The following is a 20,144-nucleotide window of genomic DNA, read 5'->3' on the forward strand; positions in this document are numbered from 1 at the left end:
GGAGGGAGCCGCAGCGTGCTGCGGTGACCGACGACAACGCGGCGAGGCGCCGCCTGGGCGACCGCAGTAGGCAAAAGATCCAAGGGACAGGGCCTAGACCTCCGGTGGGTGGTTCTCGCGGTGCATCAGGCGGTCCTCGGACGTGTTCCCGCGCTTGGGGGCCATCATGATGCTCAGCACGACCCCGACGGCACCGACGATCATGAAGATCAGGCCGATCACGTCGATGTGGACGGCCTCGCCGAGGACGGTGGGGTCGATGGCGAAGCGGAGGATGGCGCCAAGCGTGAGAAAGAAGATGCTGACCCCGACACCCATGAGTTCCTCCGGGTAAGGCTGCCTGCCAGGTAAAGGGAGAGTACGAGAAGGGTCATACCCTTTCGGGCGCGGTCACACCACTGAAAAGGACCTTGTCGGCGGCGGTGGGTCCCCGGGAGCCCAGCCACACCGGAACCCCCAGGGCCTCGGCCACCGCCGCGGGCCAGTCGTCGACACCGTCGGCGTAGTGCGGCCGGGCCGCCGACAGCCGCCCGGTCAGCCTGGCCTGCCCTTCGAGGTCACCCGCCGTGCCCACCGGCAGCTCGCCGATGTCGTACGACACGCACATCCGCGAGACCGGCGCGTCCAGGTGGGTGAGCGCGAGGGCGTCGGCCCCGCCCGCGACCGCCAGCGCGTAGCGGTGGGCCACCGCGTCGAAGTGACCGGTGCGGAAGGGCCCCTGCCAGGGACCGGTCCCGTTGTGCGCCTCGGGCAGCACCGGCGCCGCGGCCTCGGTGACCAGCGGTCCCGGGCCGTGCCTGGGCGTGTAGGTCCGCAGCACGCCCAGCCGTACGGCCGGCACCCCGTCGAGCAACTCCAGCGCGTTGGCGAAGGTCGTCGTGCTCCAGGTGGTGTACGGGTGGAAGCCGTGCCACTCGTCGAGCAGCACGCCCTGTGCCCCCTCGAAGATCACGGGCCGCCTGCGCAGCAGCGCGGTCGTGAAGGAGGAGCCGACCAGGATCACCCGCTCGGCGAACGCCCGGTAGGCGGCGACGCAGTCCTCGACGGGCGGCCCGGTCACCCCGAGCGCCTCGCGGAGCGCGTACAGCTTGCGGGCGAGCCGGGCCGGGTCCTCGCAGTCGCCGACGGTCGGCGCGAGCTCCGGGTGCTCCAGGGCGTAGGCCATGGTCTCGCCGACGCCCATTCCGCACGACCCGTGCCGGTCCTCGCCGCGTGCCAGCTCCCTGGCCTGCCCCGCCGCCACGTGGTACGGCGTGGCGAGCAGGGCGTCCCGGTCCACGGTGAGCAGGCGGAACGGGTCGGGAACGCCCAGCTCGCTCAGGTGGGCGGCCTCCCGGGCCAGCGAGAGCGGGTCTGTGACCATGAACCTGGACAGGTGGGTGGGCACGCCTCTGAGCGTGCCCGACCCGAACTGTGCGAACGTGTGGTGCCGTCCGTCGGGCAGCACGACGTTGTGGGCGGCCTGCCCACCCCCGTTGAACCTGACGACCGCCCCGATGGGTTCGCGGGTGCAGAGCCAGTCGATGATCGTGCCTTTGCCCGCGTCGCCGTAGCCGAGGTCTGTCACGATCATGTGTTCGCGCATGTGGTCCTCTGTTCGTGGTGGCGCCCTGCCCGGCGGTGAGTTCTCACCGCCGGGCAGGGGCCGTTTCCCTTCGTGGTGGCACTCCCCGCCGCTTTCGCGGTGGCCGCCGCACGGCGGGGAGGTCTTCAGAGCCGCGTCACGCCGCTGTCGCCGCCCAGGTCGAGACCGTCGGCGACCACGAGCGTGCCGCGGTCGAGTTTGGCGAGGGCCCTGCCCACGGCGGTCCCGGCGGTCGAGCCGAGCTCGTCGAGGTCGTCCAGCCCCTCCCGTAGATCGATGGCGTCCTCGCCGAGACCGACGGTGAGCGCGATGGTCTCGCAGACGGCGTCGAGGTCGTCCAGCTCCAGCACGTTCTGGCCGAGCAGCTCGCGCCAGGCGGCCAGCACCCGGCCGTCCCCGGCGTAGCTCGACCCCGCAGGGAGGATGTAGTAGACGTCGTAGACCCTGGTCAGCTCGGCGACGATCTCCCTGGTCGGGATGTCCCGCCGGAGCCGATCGCCGATGACCTTCTCGACCTCGCGCCGCTTGACCTGCGGGTAGGGAAGTTCGTCGCCGATGATGAACAGGTAGCCCCTGCGACCCCGCTTCTCGAAGCAGTCGATCGAGGTGTGCCTGGCCATGAAGTACATCGCCAGCTCGTACGACTCGCTCATCTGGCCGCCGCCCCCGCCCTCCAGCAGGACCTTGCCCAGGTGCTCGTCCATCCGGTTGTCGGATTCGAACTGGCCGATCTGCAGCGGGGCCCGGTCGCAGGTGGCGTCGCCGATCGCGCCGAAGAGGATCTGCGGGTCGGTGGCGTAGCCCTTGCGGAGCAGCAGGCCGAGCAGGTCGGGCAGCTTGGTCTGGAGGGTGCGGGGCACCCCGCCCATCGAGCCGGTCACGTCGAACAGCACGGCCACGGCGAGGGAGTCGGGGTGCTCGGCGGAGTCGCGGCTCTCGCGGTCCGCCACCCCGTGCGGGTCGAGGTCGGGGTGCGTGGCGCGGGCGCCGCTGTCGCTGTAGGCGAAGGCGCTTGAGCCCTTGGCCGCGCGGTAGCTCGCGGCGGCGGAGTAGACGTCGGTGGACCAGATTCCGCTTCCCACGGGGGATCTCCTCGGATCAGGGGTGGCACGTTCTCAAAGGTGCAGTGGCCGGTATTTCCTCGGCCCGTACAGGTCGTCGAGCAGGTCGTCGAGTTCCCCCAGGAGCCGCCACGCGTCGCCAGGCGGGCTCAGCAGGCTTCCCCGGACGAAGCGCCTGATCGGAGTGGGGGCCTGGTCGCCCATGAGGGCGGCCACGGAGCGGGTGGCGAGGTGGATGTCGGTGGCGGGGGTGGCGGGTTTCCTGGCCAGGACCTCCGGCGGGTAGTCGTCGCGGTGCCTGGTCACCAGGGCGGTGAGCGGGGTGCCGAGCGGTACCGACTGGCTCCAGTCGACGAGCACCAGGCCGTGGTCGACCGGGTGGACGAGGACGTGGTGCCCGAACACCGCGCCGTGCACGACCCCCGCCCGATGGGCCGCGCCGACGGCCACCAGCAGCCGCCGCCAGATCCAGGCCACGTCCCTCGCGTCGAGCACCGGCCGCCGCCGCCTGACCTCGTCCAGGCTCACGAACCCGTCGGGTACCCGGCTGATCACGTTGGCCCGCCGCTCGACCCCGTCGCGACGGTGCCGGAACGAGTCCACCAGGCGTGGCACGTACGGCAGGAGCAGCGGGTCGCCGTCTCGCGCGATCGTCTCCAGGGCGTCCGCCTCGCGGCGCATGAGGTCGTTGTCCGCGTGGCTGCGCGGGAGCTTGAGCAGCGTGTCCGGACCACTCTCGTAGAGCACGGCCGAGGCGCCCCGCCGGAAGACGCCCCCGATCCGGTAGGTCCCCCGCCCGGTGGTGATCACCGTCTCCGCGGCCGGCCCCGGGGCCCCGCCGCGGGCCGCCCACAGCTCCGCCAGCCTGGCGAACGCCTCGGCGGCCTCGGCTCCCGGCGCGAGGTCGGGGTGGAGCAGCCTCGCCAGCCTCCGGTACGACCGGTGCGGAGAGTCCCCGCCGAACAGGTCGCCGGGGGTACGGGCAGCGGTCACCAGCGCGATCGCCTCGGCCCTGGTCATCTGATCTGTTCCTCCCTGGCGGGTCGTAGCAGGGCGGGGTGCAGGAGTCGTGCGTCGCCGGCCCGGTAGAGCTTGGCCCGGGGGCCGCCCCTGGCCCCGCCGCTCTCGGTGGTCTCGCCGGTGCTCTCCACGAAACCGGGCACCGACAGGATCTTGCGGTGGAAGTTGCCCGCGTGCAGTGGCACGCCCCAGACCGTCTCGTAGACACCGCGCAGCTCGGAGATCGTGAACGTCTCACCGGCGAACGAGGTGGCCAGCGGGGTGTACTCCAGCTTGCCGCGTGCCCGCTCCAGCCCGTGCGCCAGGATGCGATCGTGGTCGAAGGCGAGCTCCGGCAGCTTGTCGACCGGCTGCCAGGCGGCGTCCGCCGCGTCCGTGCCCGCCCGGGGATCGGGCAGGTCGGGGGCGAACGCCAGGTAGGAGATCGACACGACCCTCATCCGCGGATCACGGTCGGGCGTCCCGTAGCTGGCGAGCTGCTCGATGTGGACTCGGTCCCCGAGGCCCGAGAGCCCCGTCTCCTCGGCCAGTTCCCGCGCCGCGGCCTGTGGCAGGTCCTCTCCCGGCCGGATGAACCCCCCCGGCAGCGCCCACCGCCCCGCATGGGGTTGCTCGCCCCGCCTGATGAGCAGAACGCGCAACCCGCCCCCGCGAATGGTGAGCGCCACCACGTCGACGGTCACCGCGACCGCCGGGTACACCCGCGGGTCGTAACCCGCCAGAAACTCGGACTCATCCATCACATGTCCTTCTCAAGGTGAGACAATCTCAGTATGAGAATAACAAAGGCCGGTGTCAACCCGCTCGCAACGGCGCGCCGCCTGGCCGGCCCCAGGCCCGGAGAAAGGCGAAGGGCGGTCCCGTCTCAAGACGGGACCGCCCCCATGCCTGCCGCGGGAGCAGGTGGCTTGCTCAGAAGGCCTCTTCCGGCAGCTCCATCAGGTCCTGACCGGTGGTCTCCAGCGTGCGGCGCTCGGCGGCGACGCGGGGCAGGACGGTCTGGGCGAAGAACGAGGCCGCGGCGACCTTGCCGGTGTAGAAGGCATGGTCGCCCTGCGCGGCCTCGGCGGAGCCCAGCGCGGCCAGGGCCACCTCGGCCTGGCGCAGCAGCAGCCAGCCGATCACCACGTCGCCCAGTGCGAGCAGGAACCGGGTGGTGTTGAGGCCGACCTTGTAGACCTCCTTCGGTGCCTCCAGCGAGCCGATGGCCCAGCCCGCCATGGTGTCGGCCATGCTCTTGACCTCGTCGGCGGCCTCGGCGAGAAGCTTGCGCTCCTCCTTCAGCCGCCCGTTGCCGGCCTCGGAGGCGGCGAAGGCCTTCACGTCGTCGTACAGCGAGCCGAGGGTCACGCCCTGGTTGCGCAGGATCTTGCGGAAGAACAGGTCCTGTCCCTGGATCGCGGTGGTGCCCTCGTACAGGGAGTCGATCTTGGCGTCCCTGATGTACTGCTCGATCGGGTAATCCTGCAGGTAGCCCGAGCCGCCCAGGGTCTGCAGGGAGCGGGCGAGCAGCTCGTAGGAGCGCTCGGAGCCGACGCCCTTGACCAGCGGGAGCAGCAGGTCGTTCATCGCCTCGGCGTGGCCGTTCCTGCGGCCCTCGTGCTCGGCGATCAGCACGTCGTCCTGGTAGGTGGCGGTGAGCAGGACCAGCGCCCGCATGCCCTCGGCGTACGACTTCTGCAGCATCAGCTCCCGGCGTACGTCCGGGTGGTGGATGATGGTCACCCGCGGGGCCGACTTGTCGGCCATCTGGGTCAGGTCGGCGCCCTGCACCCGGGCCTTGGCGTACTCCAGGGCGTTCAGGTAGCCGGTGGAGAGCGTGGCGATCGCCTTGGTGCCGACCATCATCCGGGCATGCTCGATGATCATGAACATCTGCTTGATGCCCTCGTGGACCTCGCCGATCAGCGTGCCCACGGCCGGGTGCTTGTCGCCGAAGGTGAGCTCGCAGGTCGTGGAGACCTTCAGGCCCATCTTCTTCTCGACGTTGGTGACGTAGACGCCGTTGCGCTCGCCGAGCTCGCCGGTCTCCAGGTCCACGTGGTACTTCGAGACCAGGAACATCGACAGGCCCTTGGTGCCGGGGCCGTGCCCCTCGGGGCGGGCCAGCACCAGGTGGAAGATGTTGTCACTCAGGTCGTGCTCGGCGCTGGTGATGAAGCGCTTGACGCCCTCGATGTGCCAGGTGCCGTCGTCCTGCCGTACCGCCTTCGCGCGGCCCGCGCCCACGTCGGAACCGGCGTCCGGCTCGGTGAGCACCATGGTGGCGCCCCACTGGTTCTCGATGGCCAGCTCGGCGTAGCGTTTCTGCTCCTCGGTGCCGATCACGTGGAGCACGTGGGCGAAGGCCGGGCCGCTGGAGTACATCCAGATGGCCGGGTTCGAGCCGAGGACCATCTCGCCCAGCGCCCAGCTCACGCTGCTGGGCAGGCCGGGGCCGCCGAGCTCGGCGGGGAGGCTGAGGTTGGTCCAGCCGGCGTCGCGGTAGGCGGCGAAGGACTTCTTGAAGCCCTCCGGCATCGTCACCGAGTTGGTGGCGAGATCGAACACCGGCGGCTTGCGGTCGCCCTCCTCGAAGGAGTCGGCGAGTACGCCGGTGGCCAGGCGGTTGACCTCGTCGAGGAGGCTCCGCACCACGTCCTCGTCCAGTTCGGCGTAGCGGCCGGTGCCCAGAATGTCCCGGCGCCCGAACACCTCGAAGAGGTTGAACTCCAGGTCACGGACGTTGCTCTTGTAGTGGCCCATGGGGTCTGCTCCTTGAAACCGGGGGAACCGGAACTTTCCATACTCGCCAGTAACGTTACCGGTAATGCTACCCGTCAGTAACCCCTAGAAAACCGCACCGACTGGGACGTTCGTCACGACATGCGAAGACACCCGCGCCGGCGTCGATCGACCGGCCCCCGAAGCTCTTCTAGGCTCGCCACATGGACGAACGATGGCGGGCCGACCTCGAACTGTGGGGCATTCCCGAGGAGATCGCGGCCAGGGCGCCGGCCGACCCCTGGGGTCACTCGTCGGCGCGGTTCGCCGAGCGCACCGACCGCGCGCTCGCGGCCCCCGAGGGGCCGACGCTGGCGCGGATGGCCGAGGCGCTCCCGCCCGGCGGGAGTGTGCTGGACGTCGGTGCCGGAACGGGGGCGGCCTCCCTGCCGCTCGCTCCCGACCTGGGAGAGCTGATCGCGGTCGACGTCTCCGACGCCATGCTCGCCGAGCTGGCCTCCCGGGCTCACACGCTGGGCGTCCCCACCCGGTTCTTCCGGGGCCGCTGGCCCGACATCGCGGCCGAAACACCGATCGCGGACGTCGCGGTCGCCGCCCACGTCGTCTACAACGTGCCGGGGCTGGCCGGATTCCTCACCGAGCTCACCGGCCACGCCCGCGGCCGGGTCGTCCTGGAGCTCACCGGGCAACACCCGATGAGCTGGCTCAACCCCCTCTGGCAGCACTTCCACGGCATCACCCGCCCCCGCCACCCCACGGCTCACGACGTGATCGCCATCGCCGAGGGGCTCGGGTACGAGGTCCACCACGAGTGGCGCCTGGCCCCGCTGCCGCGCTTCACCCGGCTCGAAGACCTCGCCGAGAGCGCCTGCCGGAGGCTCTGCCTCGGCCGGGAGCGGGCCGACGAGGTCATCGCGGCCGTGATCGAGCTGGACATGTGGCCGGTCCCCCGGGACCGGTGGTTCACACTCTGGTGGGAATCAAAGTGAGACCCTGCCGCGTTCCACCGATCGAACCCTCAAAAGGGGTGTTCCCGGACGAGACGCGCCGTACCCGGTAGGCAAAGACGACGCTCCTGATCAAAGGAGGAGCTGTCATGGCCTGGGTTGTCATCCTCGTCGCCGGTCTGTTCGAGGTCGCGATGGCGTACTCGCTCAAGCTGAGCAATGGATTCTCCGTGCTGCTGCCGAGCGTCGGCTTCGCCGTCTTCGGCCTGCTCAGCTTCGGCCTGCTCGCGATGGGCCTGAAGACCCTGGAGGTCGGCACCGCCTACGCCGTCTGGACGGGTATCGGAGCCGTCGGCACCGCCGCGCTGGGCATCGTCGCCCTCGGCGAGAACGCGTCGGCCCTCAAGATCGCCTCGATCCTGCTCATCGTCGCGGGCGTCGTCGGGCTCAACCTCGCCGCCGGCGGCCACTGACCGTACGCCTGCCCGAGCACGCCGTACGACGTGATCGGGTGGACACGGGCGACCCCGCTCGGACCGGGGTCGCCCGAAACCGGCTTGACGGTTTTGATGGTGTCGGGTTGGGTGGGCGCATGATTGTTGTTCAATACGTGACCTTCGACTGCGCCCAGCCGTACGAACTGGCGACCTTCTGGCGCGACGCCACCGGCGGGGAGCTCCATCCGGAGACGAAGAAGGAGGACGATGAGATCCTCCTGCGGGGCGGCGGGGTGGATCTGCTGTTCATCAAGGTTCCCGAGGGCAAGTCCGTCAAGAACCGCCTTCACCTGGATCTCACCGGCTCGGCGGGCACCACCCGCGACGAGGAGGTCGAGCGCCTGCTCGGGCTCGGCGCCACGATCTTCGAGGACATGCGCAACCCCGAAGGCACCGGCTGGGTGACGATGCTCGACCCCGAGGGCAACGAGTTCTGCGTCTGCCGCGCCGAATACGAGCGCGTCTAGCGGAGCGGCTCTGGGCCCGGTCACTCCAGAAGGGCCCGGCCGGGCCGCGAGCCTCGGCGACCGAAGGCGGCCTGCGGCGGCCGACACGAGTGATCCCCACGAGGCCGGGTGATCACCGGAAGATCGGCGATCACCCGAGGGTTCAGCGACCGCCGGGAAGCGAGGTCTGGCCGCGGCCCTTGAGGGTCAGCGCCAGGACAGCCGTGATCAGGTAGACCACGACCCCGCCCTGCAGGGCGTCCAGCGCCGCGCTGAACACGCCTTCGCCGTCGACGATGAGCTGCACCGGATACATGAGCATCGCGGCGCCGAACGAGGGGTAGAGGGCGAACCTCCAGGGGTGGCGCAGCGCCCAGAGCCGGGCCTGCCGGGTCACCCGGTCCCCGCTGTTGGGCTTGCTGATCGAGCCGATGGCCGCGATAAGCGAGAACAGGCCGATGCCGACCACCATCGCCCAGGTCAGATCCCCGCCACCGGTGAGCACGCCCAGTCCGAAGCTGGTGGCGGTCACCGCGCCGCCGGTCACCGCGGCGGCCTTCCAGGGAGCGCCGCGCAGCGCCGCTCCGGCGAGGGACATCTCGTCACGTCGAGTCAGTTCGTCGTTCATGCCATCAAGGCTGCCTCCCGAACCCCCTTGCTCACATCGGGGAGCGACCCTGATTGTTCCCCTACCCGTCGTCTCCCCCCGGTGACAGGCGAGATCTCCCTCCGGAGGTCCCCGCGAGGGGCGTCCAGGCCGCCATGGAGGAGTGCGGCGGTGTTCCGGGATAGGTTGGCCGCCATGCCGGTGAACTTCCGTATCGCCCGTGCCGAGGACGTTCCGCTCATCGTGGCCATGCTCGCCGACGACACCGTCGCGGCCGCCCGCCAGGGAGCCTACGGTGAGGAGCATCGTGCCGCCTTCGAGGTCATCGACGCCGACCCCGCCAACGAGCTGATCGTCGCGGAGCTGGACGGCGAGGTCGTGGGCACCATGCAGCTCACCTACATTCCCGGCATCTCCCGCCGGGGTGCCCTCCGGATGCAGATCGAGGCGGTCAGGATCGCCTCGGAGCTGCGCGGGCGGGGTCTGGGCCGCACGATGATGGCATGGGCCGTCGAGCGTGGACGGGTCCGGGGCTGCGCCCTGGTCCAGCTCACCACGGACAAGACCCGCGCGGACGCCCACCGCTTCTACGACTCCCTCGGCTTCGTCGCGTCCCACGAGGGTTACAAACTCGCGCTGACCTGATCGGCCAGGGGCCGGCGTCGAGGTGATCCGTCCGTCACTCGGCGGCGCTCGGGCCGATCTCGACCAGGTTGTCGTGGTAGACGGCGCCACGGCCCATGTCGGCGTCGCGGGCCTCCACCACGGCGTTCACGGTCGTGCCCCCCGAGCTCAGCTTGCGCCAGTGCCCCTTGGTGGACGCGATCACGCCCGGCCGGACCCGCTCGCTGATCTCGACCACGGCCTCGAACTCGCCGCCGGCGTTGAAAACCCGGGCCCGCTGCCCGTCGCTCAGCCCCCTCGGCGCGGCGTCCGTGGGATTCACCAGGACCCGCGGGCCCTTCGAGCGCCGCAGCAACTCGGGGTTGTTGCCGAAGATGGTGTTGAGGAAGGTGTGGGAGGCGGGGGTGATGAGGGTCAGCGGATACGGTCCCGGCGCGGCCGAGGCGGTGTGCGGCGGGACGTAGGCGGGTCCCGCGCCGAACTCCATCCGGCCCGAGGGCGTCGGGAAGCCCTCGGTGAACGGCACGAACGGCCGCGGCACGTTGAGGCGGACCCAGCCCTCCTTGCGCAGCCGGTCGAGCGTGATGCCGTCAAGCGACGGATGGCCCGAGGAGAGCAGTTGCTCGGCCAGCTCCAGGTCGGAGTCGTACAGGGACGGCTCGGTGAGCCCCATGTGCCGCGCCAGGCGGCGGAAGGTCTCGGTGGTGGACAGGCACTCGCCCGGCGGCTCGACCGCGGGTGAGTTCCACATCAGGTACATGTGCCCGTAGCCCGCGTGCAGGTCGGCGTGCTCGATCTGCATGGTGGCGGGGAGCACGATGTCGGCGTAGTCGACGGTGTCGGTCGGGAACTGCTCCATCACGACGGTGAACAGGTCCTCGCGCGTCAGTTTCTCGCGGATCCGGTTCTGGTCGGAGGTGGAACTCATCGGGTTGGCCGCGTACACCCACAGGCACTTCACCGACTCGTCCAGCTGATCGGCCAGCCGGGTCATGGTGAGCGTGCGGACCGGCCGGGCGAGCAGGTCCTCGCGGGTGTCGATGTTCAGGTGGATGTGCCCGCTGGTGGAGTACGCGATCCCGCCGCCGGGGTGGCGCCAGTCGCCGGTCACGCCGGGGATGGCGGCGATCGTGCGCATCGCGGTGCCGCCGCCGGCGTGCCGCTGCACGCCCATGGTGGCCCGGATGCCGGTGGGCCGGGTGCGCGCCAGCCGTACCCCCAGGGCCCGGATGTCGGACTCGGGCAGCCCGGTGATCTCCGCCACGCGTGCCGGAGGGTGGCGCAGGATCTCCTCGCGGAGGTTCTCCCAGCCGGTCGTGTGGTTCTCCAGGTAGTCGCGGTCCTCGGCTCCCTCGGCGAGCACGACGTTCATCAGCCCCAGGGCGAGGGCCGCGTCGGTGCCGGGCCTGATCGGCAGGTGCTCGTCGGCCTGCTCGGCGGTGCGGGTCCGGATCGGGTCGATCGCCACCACGTGCGCCCCCGCCGCGCGGGCGTCCTGGATGAACTTCCACAGGTGGTGCCCGCTGGTCAGCGTGTTCGTGCCCCACAGCAGGATGAGCCGGGACAGGGCGAACGTCTCCGGATCCATCCCGCCCGGCGTGCCGTAGACCTGTCGCAGCCCGGAGTTGCCGGCCGACGAGCAGATGTTCAGAAAGTGCCTCGACGCGCCGAGCGCGTTCCAGAACCGCCGCCCGGCCACTCCCTCGGCCCCCTGGAGGTATCCCAGCGTGCCGGTGCCCAGGTAGGGCCAGATCGCCTCGCCGCCATGCTCGTCGACGATGCCGCGCAGCCGTACGGAGATCTCCTCCAGGGCCTCGTCCCAGCTGATCCGCTCGAACCTGCCGGACCCCTTGGGGCCGGTCCGCCGCATCGGGTGCAGGATGCGGTCGGACGCCCGGGTGTGCTCCAGGTAGCGGTTGACCTTCACGCAGAGCGCGCCGCGGGTGTAGGGATGGTCAGGGTTGCCGCGCATCTTGACGGCCTCGCCGCCTTGGACGGTCACCACCCAGGAGCACGTGTCGGGGCAGTCAAGCGGGCACGCCCCCAGCACTCGAAGTTCGCCTGACGACATGCCCTCGACTGTAGCCGCGCCCAGGGAGCGCGGGTGTCACCGGAGCAGCCCGGGGGGCTCGTGCCGGTGGTCGTGTCCCAGCCCGCCCCCTCCGGTGCTCGGCCCTCCGACTCTCGGCCCTCCGGTGGGGCCGGGGGCGACGGGATCGCCGGGGAGGTCGCGAGCGTACGCGTAGGTGTACGCCGCCGCGCCGATCGCGGAGGCGTTCACCGCCAGCGCACCGTCGTCGATGTTGGCGATGGTGTCGCAGGCCTGGTGGTAGCACCTGTCGTAGGGGGCCCAGGCTTTGCCGCCGAACTTCTCGGCCTCCTCGGCGGACTTGATGCCCTCGGCGCCGGTGAACAGCCCGCCAGCGGCGATGCCCGCCTTGATGAAGGGGCCGTAGTCGGAGCGGCCGGTGAAGTCGGCCTCCTGGTGCGGCTTGCCCACGGTGTCGAAGTACGACTGGAAGAGCTTCTCGATCCGGTCGGAACCGGCAGGCGGATGCGTGTCCAGGCCCGTGTCGGAGTTGTCGCCGTCGTAGATCCCCAGAACGTAGTTCGGCGAGGCGATCATGTCGAAGTTCAGGTACAGCTTGATCTTCGCCCGCTCCGCCGCCGAGAGATGGGCCACGTAGTGGGTGGAACCGAGCAGGCCCAGCTCCTCCGCGCCCCAGAAGGCGAAGCGCAGCCTGTTCCTCGTCCGCAGGTCCTTCGCCGCCAACGCCGTCTCCAGGACACCCGCGGTCCCGGAGCCGTTGTCGTTGATGCCGGGTCCCGCCATGACACTGTCCAGGTGGGCGCCGAGCATGACCACCCGGTCCGGGTCGCCCCGGCGGCTTTCGGCGATGACGTTGCGCGTCCTGCGGTCGGGGTCGCTCTCGGCGTCCACCACGAGCGTCGCGGTCGTTCCCGGCACCGACAGCTCCTTGCCGGCCGCGAAGGTGGCTCCGACGATCGGGATCTTGATGCTGGAGGTGTTGACCGAGCCTCGCAGCAGGATCCTGCGGTCGGCGAGAGCCTCACCCGGTTGCCCCTCGTTGAAGATGACCACCCCGGACGCACCGGCCGCCTGGGCCCGCTCCGCCTTGACCTGGAAGCTGCAGGAGCCACGCTGGATCAGGGCGATGTTCCCCCGGACGAACCCCTTGAAGTCACTCACCTCGCATCCGGAGGAGGAGTTCGCGTTCGGGGCCGGCGGCAGCACCAGGTCCACGCCCTGCACCGGAGCCGTGATCCTCCCCGAGCCGGAGTACGTCATCGTCTGGAAGTCGATGCCGGGCAGGTAAACCCTGGCCGCGGGGGACGATCGCGCCAGCACCGGAGCCTTCCGCTCATGGAAGAAGGGGATCCCGAACTCCTGCAGGGTGACCTGGTATCCGGCGGCGCGAAGTCTGTCCGCGACGTAGGCGACCGAGGCCTCGTGGCCAGGGGTGGCCGCGGCCCGGGTACCGCCGTTGGCCTTGGCGATCTCCTGGAGCCTTTCCAGGTGCCGCCTGACGGACGCGAGCTTGATCGACTGCCCGAACGCCTTCGCGTCCGGCGGCAGGGGACTCTCCGGAGGCGGTTCCGAGGGCAGGCCGGACGGGCTGTGGACACCGGCGTCCACCGGTTCCGGCGCGGAGGTGGCGAGCCCGTGCACCGTTCCGGGCGGGGTCGCGGCCCAGGCCGTGTCGACGACGGGCGGGATCGTGACCGAGGCGATGGTGACGGCGGCCAGCACTCTCCCGAAGGCACGTGCACTCACGTCAGGCTCCTCTGACATCGGGGACGGCGTTACTTGAAAACATCGGTGGCGGCGAGGTGGCCGCCGGATACCGGCCCGGTGGCACCACCCGGGACGGAGCCGCCGGGCAGGTCGTCGGTCCGGGCGTGGACGAACGCGGCTGTCGCGATCGCGCCGCTGTTCAGCCCCAGGGCGGTGTCGCTGATGTTGACGATCGTGTCGCACCTGAGGTGGAGCAGGGGCCGTAGGTGACTCCCGCCGCGCAGGTGGTGGAGATGACCGGGATCTTTACGGTGGGGGCGTCGAGGGAATCGGGTGATCGCGACCACCATTCCCCTGGAGGCGCGAGTGCTCATGCGGAACCCCTCAACGTGCATGGAGCGCCCGCGCTCCCGGGAAGGCGGTGAGAGGCGACCGCGACGAGGTGTTCCCGCTCCCCGGACGCGGCCCTGCAGGCTGCGGGCGGGCGAAGGAACATGACGGTCAGCCTTCCAGTCCCGCACCCGCTAAATCCAGTATTCCCGCAGCTAGAAGGGTCAATTCTCGATCTCGAGCAGGTACGCTGTGCTCACTCGCCGCCCTCGTCGAGGCGGGCGTCCATGATCTCTTCGAGACCACGTCCGCCCGGCCCGCTCGCCGGCCGGGGCGCCATACGGTGTCACCGTGTGGCCCCGTTTTCTGATTTCAGCCACCAAGATGGAAGCCAGACTGTCAAGACTGTCGGAAGCCATCGACATGCGTATGGCTCCGATTGTGGACACTGGGGGAGAAGGTCGGTGACGCAGCTGTAATGCGGAACATGCAGAATCGCTGGCGGTGACGGAAATCAAGGAGCTGGACGGAACATCGTCCGACGACGGCACACGGCCGGCGACGGACGGCGATCTAGCCGTGCGCGTCATCGAGCCGCTGCTTCCCCAGCGGATCCGTCGCCCTTCGGACCTGCTGCGGTTCCTGGCGACCCTGCTCGGGCTGGTGGCCGTCATCCTGCTCGCCCTCGTCGCGCAGAAGACCCTGAACGGCCTGGAGGGCGACGTCGCCGACGGCACCAGCCGGGCGCCGTTCCTGCTCAGCGGCCTGGCCGGGGTGCTGAGCGCCTCGGCCATGCTCGGCGTGCCCATCGCCTTCGCCATCGAGCGGGTGCTGCACCGTGACGGCCTCCGGGTGGCCGAGGGGCTCTTCGCGGCCATCGCCGCGATGGTGCTCTCCTTCGTGCTCGGCGAGTGGATCGTGCACGCCGGGCCCGAGGACCTGAGGCTCCTGATGACCGGAGGCAGAGCCGGAGTCGAGCCGGTCAACACGCTGCTCACCCCGATCATCGCCTACGTCACCGCGGTGCGCATATCCCGCCGCCCCACCTGGCGGGCGGCCCTGTGGAGCGCGGTCGCGCTCAACGCCGTCGCCCTGTTCGCCGGGCTCGCCGCCACCCTCCTCGGCATCGTCGTCTCCATCCTGGTCGGCCTGGCCGTCGGCTACGCCACCCTGTACGGCGTGGGCAGCCCCAACACCCGCCCTCCGGGCAGTGCGGTCGTCAGCGTGCTTCGCAAGCTGGGCTTCGCCCCGGTCAGGGCGCATCGGCTCGACGACGACTACCAGGGCAGCCGCCGCTACGCCGTCGAGCTCAAGAACGGCAACCGCCTCGACGTCACGGTCCTCGACCGGGACCGCCAGGTGGCCGGGGTGCTCTACCGCATCTGGCGGCGCATCCGGCTCAACTCCGAGACCCGCCGCAAGGCCATCCGCTCACTCCGCGCCGAGCTGGAGCGCGAGGCCCTGATGGCGTACGCCGCGCAGGCGGCGGGAGTGAGCACCCCCCGGCTCGTCGGTACCAGCGAGATCGGCACGGAGGCCGCGCTGCTCGTCTACGAGCACATCCCCACCCGCGCGCTCGACGACATCCCCGACGAGGAGATCGACGACAACCTGCTCGCCCAGATCTGGGAGCAGGTCCTGCTGCTGCAGGTCCAGCGGCTCGCCCACCGGCGGCTGACCGGCGACAGCATCCATGTCGACCGCGAGGGCCGGGTCATCCTCACGGACGCCCGCAGCGGCGAGATCGCCGCCGGTGACCTGCTGCTCCGCCTGGACATCGCCCAGCTGCTCACCTACCTCAGCCTCCGCGTCGGAGCCCAGCGGGCGGTCAACGCCGCCGCGGCCGGAGCCGGGCACGGCCTGCTCGCCGACGCGCTCCCGCTGCTCCAGCGGATCGCGCTGACCCGCGAGACCAGGGCGGCGCTCAGCAAGAACAAGGGGCTGCTCACCGAGATCCGCGAGCGGATCGTCGAGCTCACGCCCAAGGCCGAGGCCGAGGAGGTGCGCCTGGAGCGCTTCCGCCCCAGGACCCTGATCACCATCATCGGCACCGCGTTCGCCGCCTACTTCCTGGTCTACTACCTGACCCAGATCAACCTCAACATGATCACGTCGGCCAAGTGGAGCTGGACCGGCGTGGCACTGGTCGCCGCGATGATGAGCTACGTCGCCGCCGCCTTGATGCTGATGGGCTTCGTACCGGAGAAACTGCCCCTCGGCCGTACCGTGCTCGTCCAGTTCGCCGGGTCGTTCGTCAAGCTCGTCGCGCCCGCCGCGGTGAGCGGGGTCGCGATCAACACTCGCTACCTGCAGAAACGCGGCATCCCTCTGGGACAGGCGGTGGCCAGCGTGGGCGCCTCCCAGCTCATCGGGCTGGCATTCCACATCGCGCTGCTCCTGCTGTTCGCCTACATCACCGGTTCCAACACCGCCTCGTCGTTCACCCCGTCGCGCACGCTCGTGCTGACGCTGCTGGCCGTGGCCGTGGTGGTGCTGGTCATCGTGGGCGTGCCACGGCTGCGCCGCATGATCACCACGCGGCTCCGCTCGCTGTTCTCCGGGGTCATCCCGCGCCTGCTCGACGTCCTCCAGTCGCCCAGGAAGATCATCGAGGGCTTCAGCGGCACCCTGTTGCTCACCCTGTTCTTCGTGGTCTGCCTGGACGCCTGCGTCCGCGCCTTCGGCGGCTCCCTCAACTTCGCCGCCGTCGCCATCGTCTTCCTCGCGGGCAACGCCATCGGCTCGGCGGCCCCCACCCCCGGCGGCCTCGGCGCCGTCGAGCTGTCCCTGTCGGTCGGCCTGACCCTCTCCGGCCTGTCCGGTGAGGTGGCGACCTCGGCCGTGCTGCTGTTCCGGCTGCTGACCTTCTGGCTGCCGGTCCTGCCCGGCTGGGCCTCGTTCGCGCACCTGCAGCGACAGGAGGCGCTCTAGGCCCTGTCCCGCGCCCCGGAAAGACCGCCGGCAGGTGGTCCGGCGGTCTTTCTCACGGACGCAGGTCAGGCCTCGCTGGACCTGGCCCAGAGGTTGATGCCCGCCTCGACCGCGTCCTTGTCGATCGCCTCAAGCTCCGCGGCGTCGAACGACGTGTTCTGCACGGCCGCGAGGCTGTTCTCCAACTGCTCCACACTGCTCGCGCCGATCAGCACCGACGTGACGCGCCTGTCGCGCAAAGCCCAGGCCAGCGCCATCTGCGCCAGCGACTGGCCGCGCCCGCCCGCGATCTCGTTCAGGGTGCGGATGTGCCGCATCGTCTCCTCGGCGAGCATCTCCGGGGTGAGGAAGCGCCCCAGCGAGGCCCGCGACCCCTTGGGGATCCCGTTCAGGTAGCGGTCGGTCAGCATGCCCTGCGCCAGCGGGGAGAACGCGATGCAGCCCACGCCCTCCTCCTCCAGGACGTCGAGCAGCCCGCCCTCGATCCACCGGTTCAGCATCGAGTACGAGGGCTGGTGGATCAGTAGCGGCGTGCCCATCTCCCGCAGCAGCCGCGCGGCCTCCGCGGTGTGCTCGGGCGAGTAGGACGAGATGCCCGCGTACAGCGCCTTGCCGGACCGGACCGCGTGGTCCAGCGCGCCCATCGTCTCCTCCAGCGGGGTGTCCGGGTCGAACCGGTGGCTGTAGAAGATGTCGACGTAGTCGAGCCCCATCCGCTCCAGCGACCGATCCAGGCTGGACAGCAGGTACTTGCGCGACCCCCACTCGCCGTACGGGCCGGGCCACATGTCGTAGCCCGCCTTGGTGGAGATGACCAGCTCGTCCCGGTACGGTGCGAAGTCCTCGCGGAAGTGCCGCCCGAAGTTGGTCTCCGCGGACCCGGGCGGCGGACCGTAGTTGTTGGCCAGGTCGAAGTGGGTCACCCCCAGATCGAAGGCCCTGCGCAGGATGGCCCGCTGGGTCTCGAAGGGCTTGTCGTCACCGAAGTTGTGCCAGAGCCCCAGCGAGACGGCGGGCAGCTTGAGCCCGCTCTTGCCGACCCTGTTGTACGGCTGGCGTCCGTCGTACCTGTCATCTGCCGCGATATATGTCACTTGGTCACCTTGGTCGTGTCGAGAATCCAGGAGAGGGTGAAGGCCTCCTCGCGCCAGGCGTCGTACCTGCCGCTGCGGCCGCCGTGCCCGGCGCCCATCTCCGTCTTGAGCAGGAACGGCCCGCCGTCCGCGACGTCGCGGAGCTTCGCGACCCACTTGGCGGGCTCGTGGTAGAAGACCCGGGTGTCGTTGAGGCTGGTGATCGCCAGAATCGGCGGGTAGACCCGGCCGTCCACGTTCTCGTACGGCGTGTACGACTTCATGTACGCGTACACCTCGGGGTTGTGCAGCGGGTCGCCCCACTCGTCCCACTCGATCACGGTCAGCGGCAGCGAGGGGTCGAGGATCGTGTTCAGCGCGTCCACGAACGGCACCTCCGCCACCACGCCCGCGAAGGTCTCGGGCGCGAGGTTGGCGACCGCGCCCATCAGCAGCCCGCCCGCCGATCCGCCCCTGGCGACGATCGCGCTCGACCAGCCGGCGGCGGGGAGGTGCTCGGCGGCGGCGACGAAGTCGGTGAAGGTGTTCTTCTTCTTCTGGAACTTGCCGTCCTCGTACCAGTGGCGGCCCATCTCACCGCCGCCCCTGACGTGTGCCACGGCGAAGACGAAGCCCCGGTCGAGCAGGCTGAGCCTGGCGATGGAGAACGAGGGGTCGATCGAGATCTCGTAGCTGCCGTAGCCGTAGAGCACCGTGGGGGCCGGCCGCGGGGTGCCCTTTCTCATCACGATCGAGATCGGGATGCGGGTGCCGTCGGACGCGGTCGCCCACTCGCGGAACTGCTCGTAGTCGGTGGGGTCGTAGCCGCCGAGCACGACCTTCTGCTTCAGCAGGACCAGCTCGCGCGCCGCCAGGTCGTAGTCGTAGACCGACGGCGGGGTGACCATGCTGGTGTAGCCGAGCCGCAGCCGCCCCGTGACGAACTCCGGGTTGCCCGACGGGGCCACGTCGTAGATCGGCTCGGGGAAGGAGATCTCGTACGCCTCCCCGGCGCGGGGCAGGATGCGGATGCCGGTGAGCCCGTCCCGGCGGAAGTGCACGACGGTGTGGCCCTCGAAGGCGTCGACGTCGAGCAGCCGGGTGTCGGCGCGGTGCTCGATCAGCGGAGTCCAGTCGCCGGGGGCGTCGAGCGGCGCGGTGGCCAGCTCGAAGTTCTCCGCGTTCCGGTTGTGCAGGACCAGGAAGTGGTCGCCCGCGTGGTCGACGCCGTACTCGACGCCGGTCTCCCGGGGCCGGACGACGCGGAACTCGCCGGTGGGGTCGTCGGCCTCAAGGACGCGGACCTCGCTGGTGATCTTGCTGCCGGAGGAGAGCACCAGGTAACGCTCGCTCCGGCTGAGCCCGATGCCGACCCAGAACCGCTCGTCGGCCTCCTCGTGGACGAGCATGTCGTCCTTGGCGGGGCTGCCGATCGTGTGCCGGTGCACCTGGTTGGGCCGCCAGGCCTCGTCGACGGTCGTGTAGAAGAACGTCGTGCCGTCGGCCGACCAGGCGCCGCCGTAGAAGATGCCGGGGATCTCGTCGGGGAGGGTCTCGCCGGTGGTGAGGTTCTTCACCTTCAGGGTGAAGCGCTCGTCGCCGGTGAAGTTGGTGGAGTAGGCCAGCAGGGTGCCGTCGGGACTGACCGAGCTGGTGCCGATCGAGAAGAAGTCGGAGTCTCCGGCGAGCTCGTTGCCGTCGAGCAGGATCTCCTCACCGGGGAGCGACTCGCCGGCTTTCAACTCGGGCGGGGTCTCGCCGTCCGCCGCCACCCGGCACTGGATGCCGTACTGCTTGCCCTCCTCGGTCCGCGAGTAGTACCACCAGCCGCCCTTGCGGGTGGGGACCGAGAGGTCGGTCTCCAGGGTGCGTCCCTTGATCTCCTGGAAGAGCGTCTCCTGCAGGGGCTTGAGGTGGGCGGTCGCCTCCTGGGTGTAGGCGTTCTCCGCCTCCAGGTAGGCGACCACCTCCGGGTCGTCCTTTACCGTCAGCCACGCGTAGTCATCGACCACGGTGTCCCCGTGGTGCACGCGCTCGCTGGGAACCTTCTTCGCCGTCGGCGGCATCTGGCTGCTCACTCAGCCGAGTCTATGTTTCCGCCGGTCCCTGTTCGGATCGCTCGCCCGGTCGGGGCGATCGGCCTTGATCCACCTCGGCCTGCCTCGACGTGCCGCGGCCCGCGCTGCTCGCGAGCCAGGCTCGGCTCCTCCGGCCGGCCCGAGGTTTCCTCGTACGGGGTTCGCCGTTACGTTCCGAGCGCTCTTGGAGGACTGCTAATCTTTTGGAGTCGGCAGGGTCCGACGCAAACCACTCTAATCACTCCGGTGACTTCCGTATGGCTTGTGTCGTGTCCGCTGACAATCCCTTTGAAACCCAAGGTTCCAGAGCCCGGTTCGCAGAGCCGCTCAGGTGCTGGTAAGTTTGAGGGGTTGCTCTGGAAACGGAGCCGCCGAATTCCAGAAAGACCTGCAAGATCAAGTCAATCGCTTCAAAACGAGCCGGTTTGACACGAAAAAGCGGGCCTGAAAGAATAACGGCACAA

18 protein-coding genes and 1 riboswitch are annotated in these 20,144 nt (G+C 70.0%); of the genes, 5 read left to right on the forward strand and 13 right to left on the reverse strand.

All coding sequences use genetic code 11. The features are described from left to right. Window positions 1-93: 93 nt before the first annotated feature. The 6 genes from ACWD3H_RS45640 to ACWD3H_RS45665 all read right to left on the reverse strand — a co-directional run bounded on the left by ACWD3H_RS45640 (window position 94) and on the right by ACWD3H_RS45665 (window position 6,411). Complete coding sequence (locus ACWD3H_RS45640; RefSeq protein WP_355568640.1) at window positions 94-318, reverse strand: DUF6458 family protein; 225 nt, start codon at window positions 316-318, stop codon at window positions 94-96. Window positions 319-370: 52 nt separating this feature from the next. Next, the gene (locus tag ACWD3H_RS45645; RefSeq protein WP_451959494.1) at window positions 371-1,573 is read right to left on the reverse strand and encodes an adenylosuccinate synthetase; all 1,203 of its coding nucleotides are present in this window, start codon (window positions 1,571-1,573) and stop codon (window positions 371-373) included. Between the two features lie 137 nt (window positions 1,574-1,710). Beyond that, window positions 1,711-2,667, reverse strand: coding sequence for a hypothetical protein (locus ACWD3H_RS45650; RefSeq protein WP_451959495.1), 957 nt, complete (start codon window positions 2,665-2,667; stop codon window positions 1,711-1,713). A 33-nt stretch (window positions 2,668-2,700) separates the two neighbouring features. Continuing rightward, on the reverse strand, window positions 2,701-3,666 hold the full coding sequence (locus ACWD3H_RS45655; RefSeq protein ID WP_355568651.1) for a lipopolysaccharide kinase InaA family protein: 966 nt from the start codon (window positions 3,664-3,666) through the stop codon (window positions 2,701-2,703). Then, window positions 3,663-4,406 carry an NUDIX hydrolase gene (locus ACWD3H_RS45660; RefSeq protein WP_355623296.1) on the reverse strand — a complete coding sequence of 248 codons (744 nt, stop codon included), beginning with the start codon at window positions 4,404-4,406 and terminating at the stop codon, window positions 3,663-3,665. Before ACWD3H_RS45660 ends, ACWD3H_RS45655 begins: the two co-directional genes overlap by 4 nt. A 172-nt stretch (window positions 4,407-4,578) precedes the next feature. Further along, entirely contained in the window at window positions 4,579-6,411 is a 1,833-nt protein-coding gene (locus ACWD3H_RS45665) for an acyl-CoA dehydrogenase (RefSeq protein WP_451959496.1), read from the reverse strand. A gap of 182 nt (window positions 6,412-6,593) precedes the next feature. Between ACWD3H_RS45665 and ACWD3H_RS45670 the strand changes: the two genes are divergently transcribed. The 3 genes from ACWD3H_RS45670 to ACWD3H_RS45680 all read left to right on the forward strand — a co-directional run bounded on the left by ACWD3H_RS45670 (window position 6,594) and on the right by ACWD3H_RS45680 (window position 8,301). Continuing rightward, window positions 6,594-7,379 carry a class I SAM-dependent methyltransferase gene (locus tag ACWD3H_RS45670; protein ID WP_451959497.1) on the forward strand — a complete coding sequence of 262 codons (786 nt, stop codon included), beginning with the start codon at window positions 6,594-6,596 and terminating at the stop codon, window positions 7,377-7,379. Between the two features lie 20 nt (window positions 7,380-7,399). Further along, a riboswitch (guanidine-III (ykkC-III) riboswitch) is annotated at window positions 7,400-7,466 on the forward strand. Window positions 7,467-7,486: 20 nt separating this feature from the next. Continuing rightward, window positions 7,487-7,810 carry a DMT family transporter gene (locus ACWD3H_RS45675; protein WP_355568662.1) on the forward strand — a complete coding sequence of 108 codons (324 nt, stop codon included), beginning with the start codon at window positions 7,487-7,489 and terminating at the stop codon, window positions 7,808-7,810. A 119-nt stretch (window positions 7,811-7,929) separates the two neighbouring features. After that, window positions 7,930-8,301, forward strand: coding sequence for a VOC family protein (locus ACWD3H_RS45680; RefSeq protein ID WP_451959498.1), 372 nt, complete (start codon window positions 7,930-7,932; stop codon window positions 8,299-8,301). A gap of 142 nt (window positions 8,302-8,443) precedes the next feature. On the opposite strand, the gene ACWD3H_RS45685 is transcribed toward ACWD3H_RS45680, so the two are convergent. Beyond that, window positions 8,444-8,908, reverse strand: a complete 465-nt coding sequence (locus tag ACWD3H_RS45685; protein WP_355567378.1) for a hypothetical protein — start codon at window positions 8,906-8,908, stop codon at window positions 8,444-8,446. 174 nt (window positions 8,909-9,082) lie between these two features. Here ACWD3H_RS45685 and ACWD3H_RS45690 point away from each other — a divergent pair, with 174 nt between their 5' ends. Further along, the gene (locus ACWD3H_RS45690) at window positions 9,083-9,532 is read left to right on the forward strand and encodes an N-acetyltransferase family protein (protein ID WP_451959504.1); all 450 of its coding nucleotides are present in this window, start codon (window positions 9,083-9,085) and stop codon (window positions 9,530-9,532) included. A 34-nt stretch (window positions 9,533-9,566) separates the two neighbouring features. Here ACWD3H_RS45690 and ACWD3H_RS45695 read toward each other — a convergent pair whose 3' ends face one another. Genes ACWD3H_RS45695 through ACWD3H_RS45705 form a run of 3 tightly spaced genes read right to left on the reverse strand, consistent with a single transcriptional unit; the run spans window position 9,567 to window position 13,642 of the window. Then, window positions 9,567-11,582 carry a molybdopterin-containing oxidoreductase family protein gene (locus tag ACWD3H_RS45695; RefSeq protein ID WP_355567372.1) on the reverse strand — a complete coding sequence of 672 codons (2,016 nt, stop codon included), beginning with the start codon at window positions 11,580-11,582 and terminating at the stop codon, window positions 9,567-9,569. Between the two features lie 36 nt (window positions 11,583-11,618). Then, window positions 11,619-13,307, reverse strand: coding sequence for a M28 family metallopeptidase (locus ACWD3H_RS45700; RefSeq protein ID WP_451959499.1), 1,689 nt, complete (start codon window positions 13,305-13,307; stop codon window positions 11,619-11,621). 29 nt (window positions 13,308-13,336) lie between these two features. Next, complete coding sequence (locus ACWD3H_RS45705) at window positions 13,337-13,642, reverse strand: hypothetical protein (protein ID WP_451959500.1); 306 nt, start codon at window positions 13,640-13,642, stop codon at window positions 13,337-13,339. Window positions 13,643-14,102: 460 nt separating this feature from the next. On the opposite strand from ACWD3H_RS45705, the gene ACWD3H_RS45710 reads away from it, so the two are divergent. After that, window positions 14,103-16,529, forward strand: a complete 2,427-nt coding sequence (locus ACWD3H_RS45710) for a lysylphosphatidylglycerol synthase transmembrane domain-containing protein (protein WP_451959501.1) — start codon at window positions 14,103-14,105, stop codon at window positions 16,527-16,529. Window positions 16,530-16,594: 65 nt separating this feature from the next. Here the strand turns inward: ACWD3H_RS45710 and mgrA are convergent, their stop codons facing one another. The 3 genes from mgrA to ACWD3H_RS45725 form a co-directional block, all read right to left on the reverse strand. Continuing rightward, a complete protein-coding gene (gene mgrA / locus ACWD3H_RS45715; RefSeq protein WP_350929785.1) occupies window positions 16,595-17,623 on the reverse strand; it encodes an L-glyceraldehyde 3-phosphate reductase in 1,029 nt (342 codons plus the stop codon). After that, entirely contained in the window at window positions 17,620-19,680 is a 2,061-nt protein-coding gene (locus ACWD3H_RS45720; protein WP_451959502.1) for a S9 family peptidase, read from the reverse strand. Before ACWD3H_RS45720 ends, mgrA begins: the two co-directional genes overlap by 4 nt. Before the next feature lie 238 nt (window positions 19,681-19,918). Next, window positions 19,919-20,144 (reverse strand): hypothetical protein (locus tag ACWD3H_RS45725; protein ID WP_451959503.1); only part of this gene is annotated, 226 nt, incomplete at its 5' end.

This window comes from Streptosporangium sp. NPDC002607, assembly GCF_053592655.1.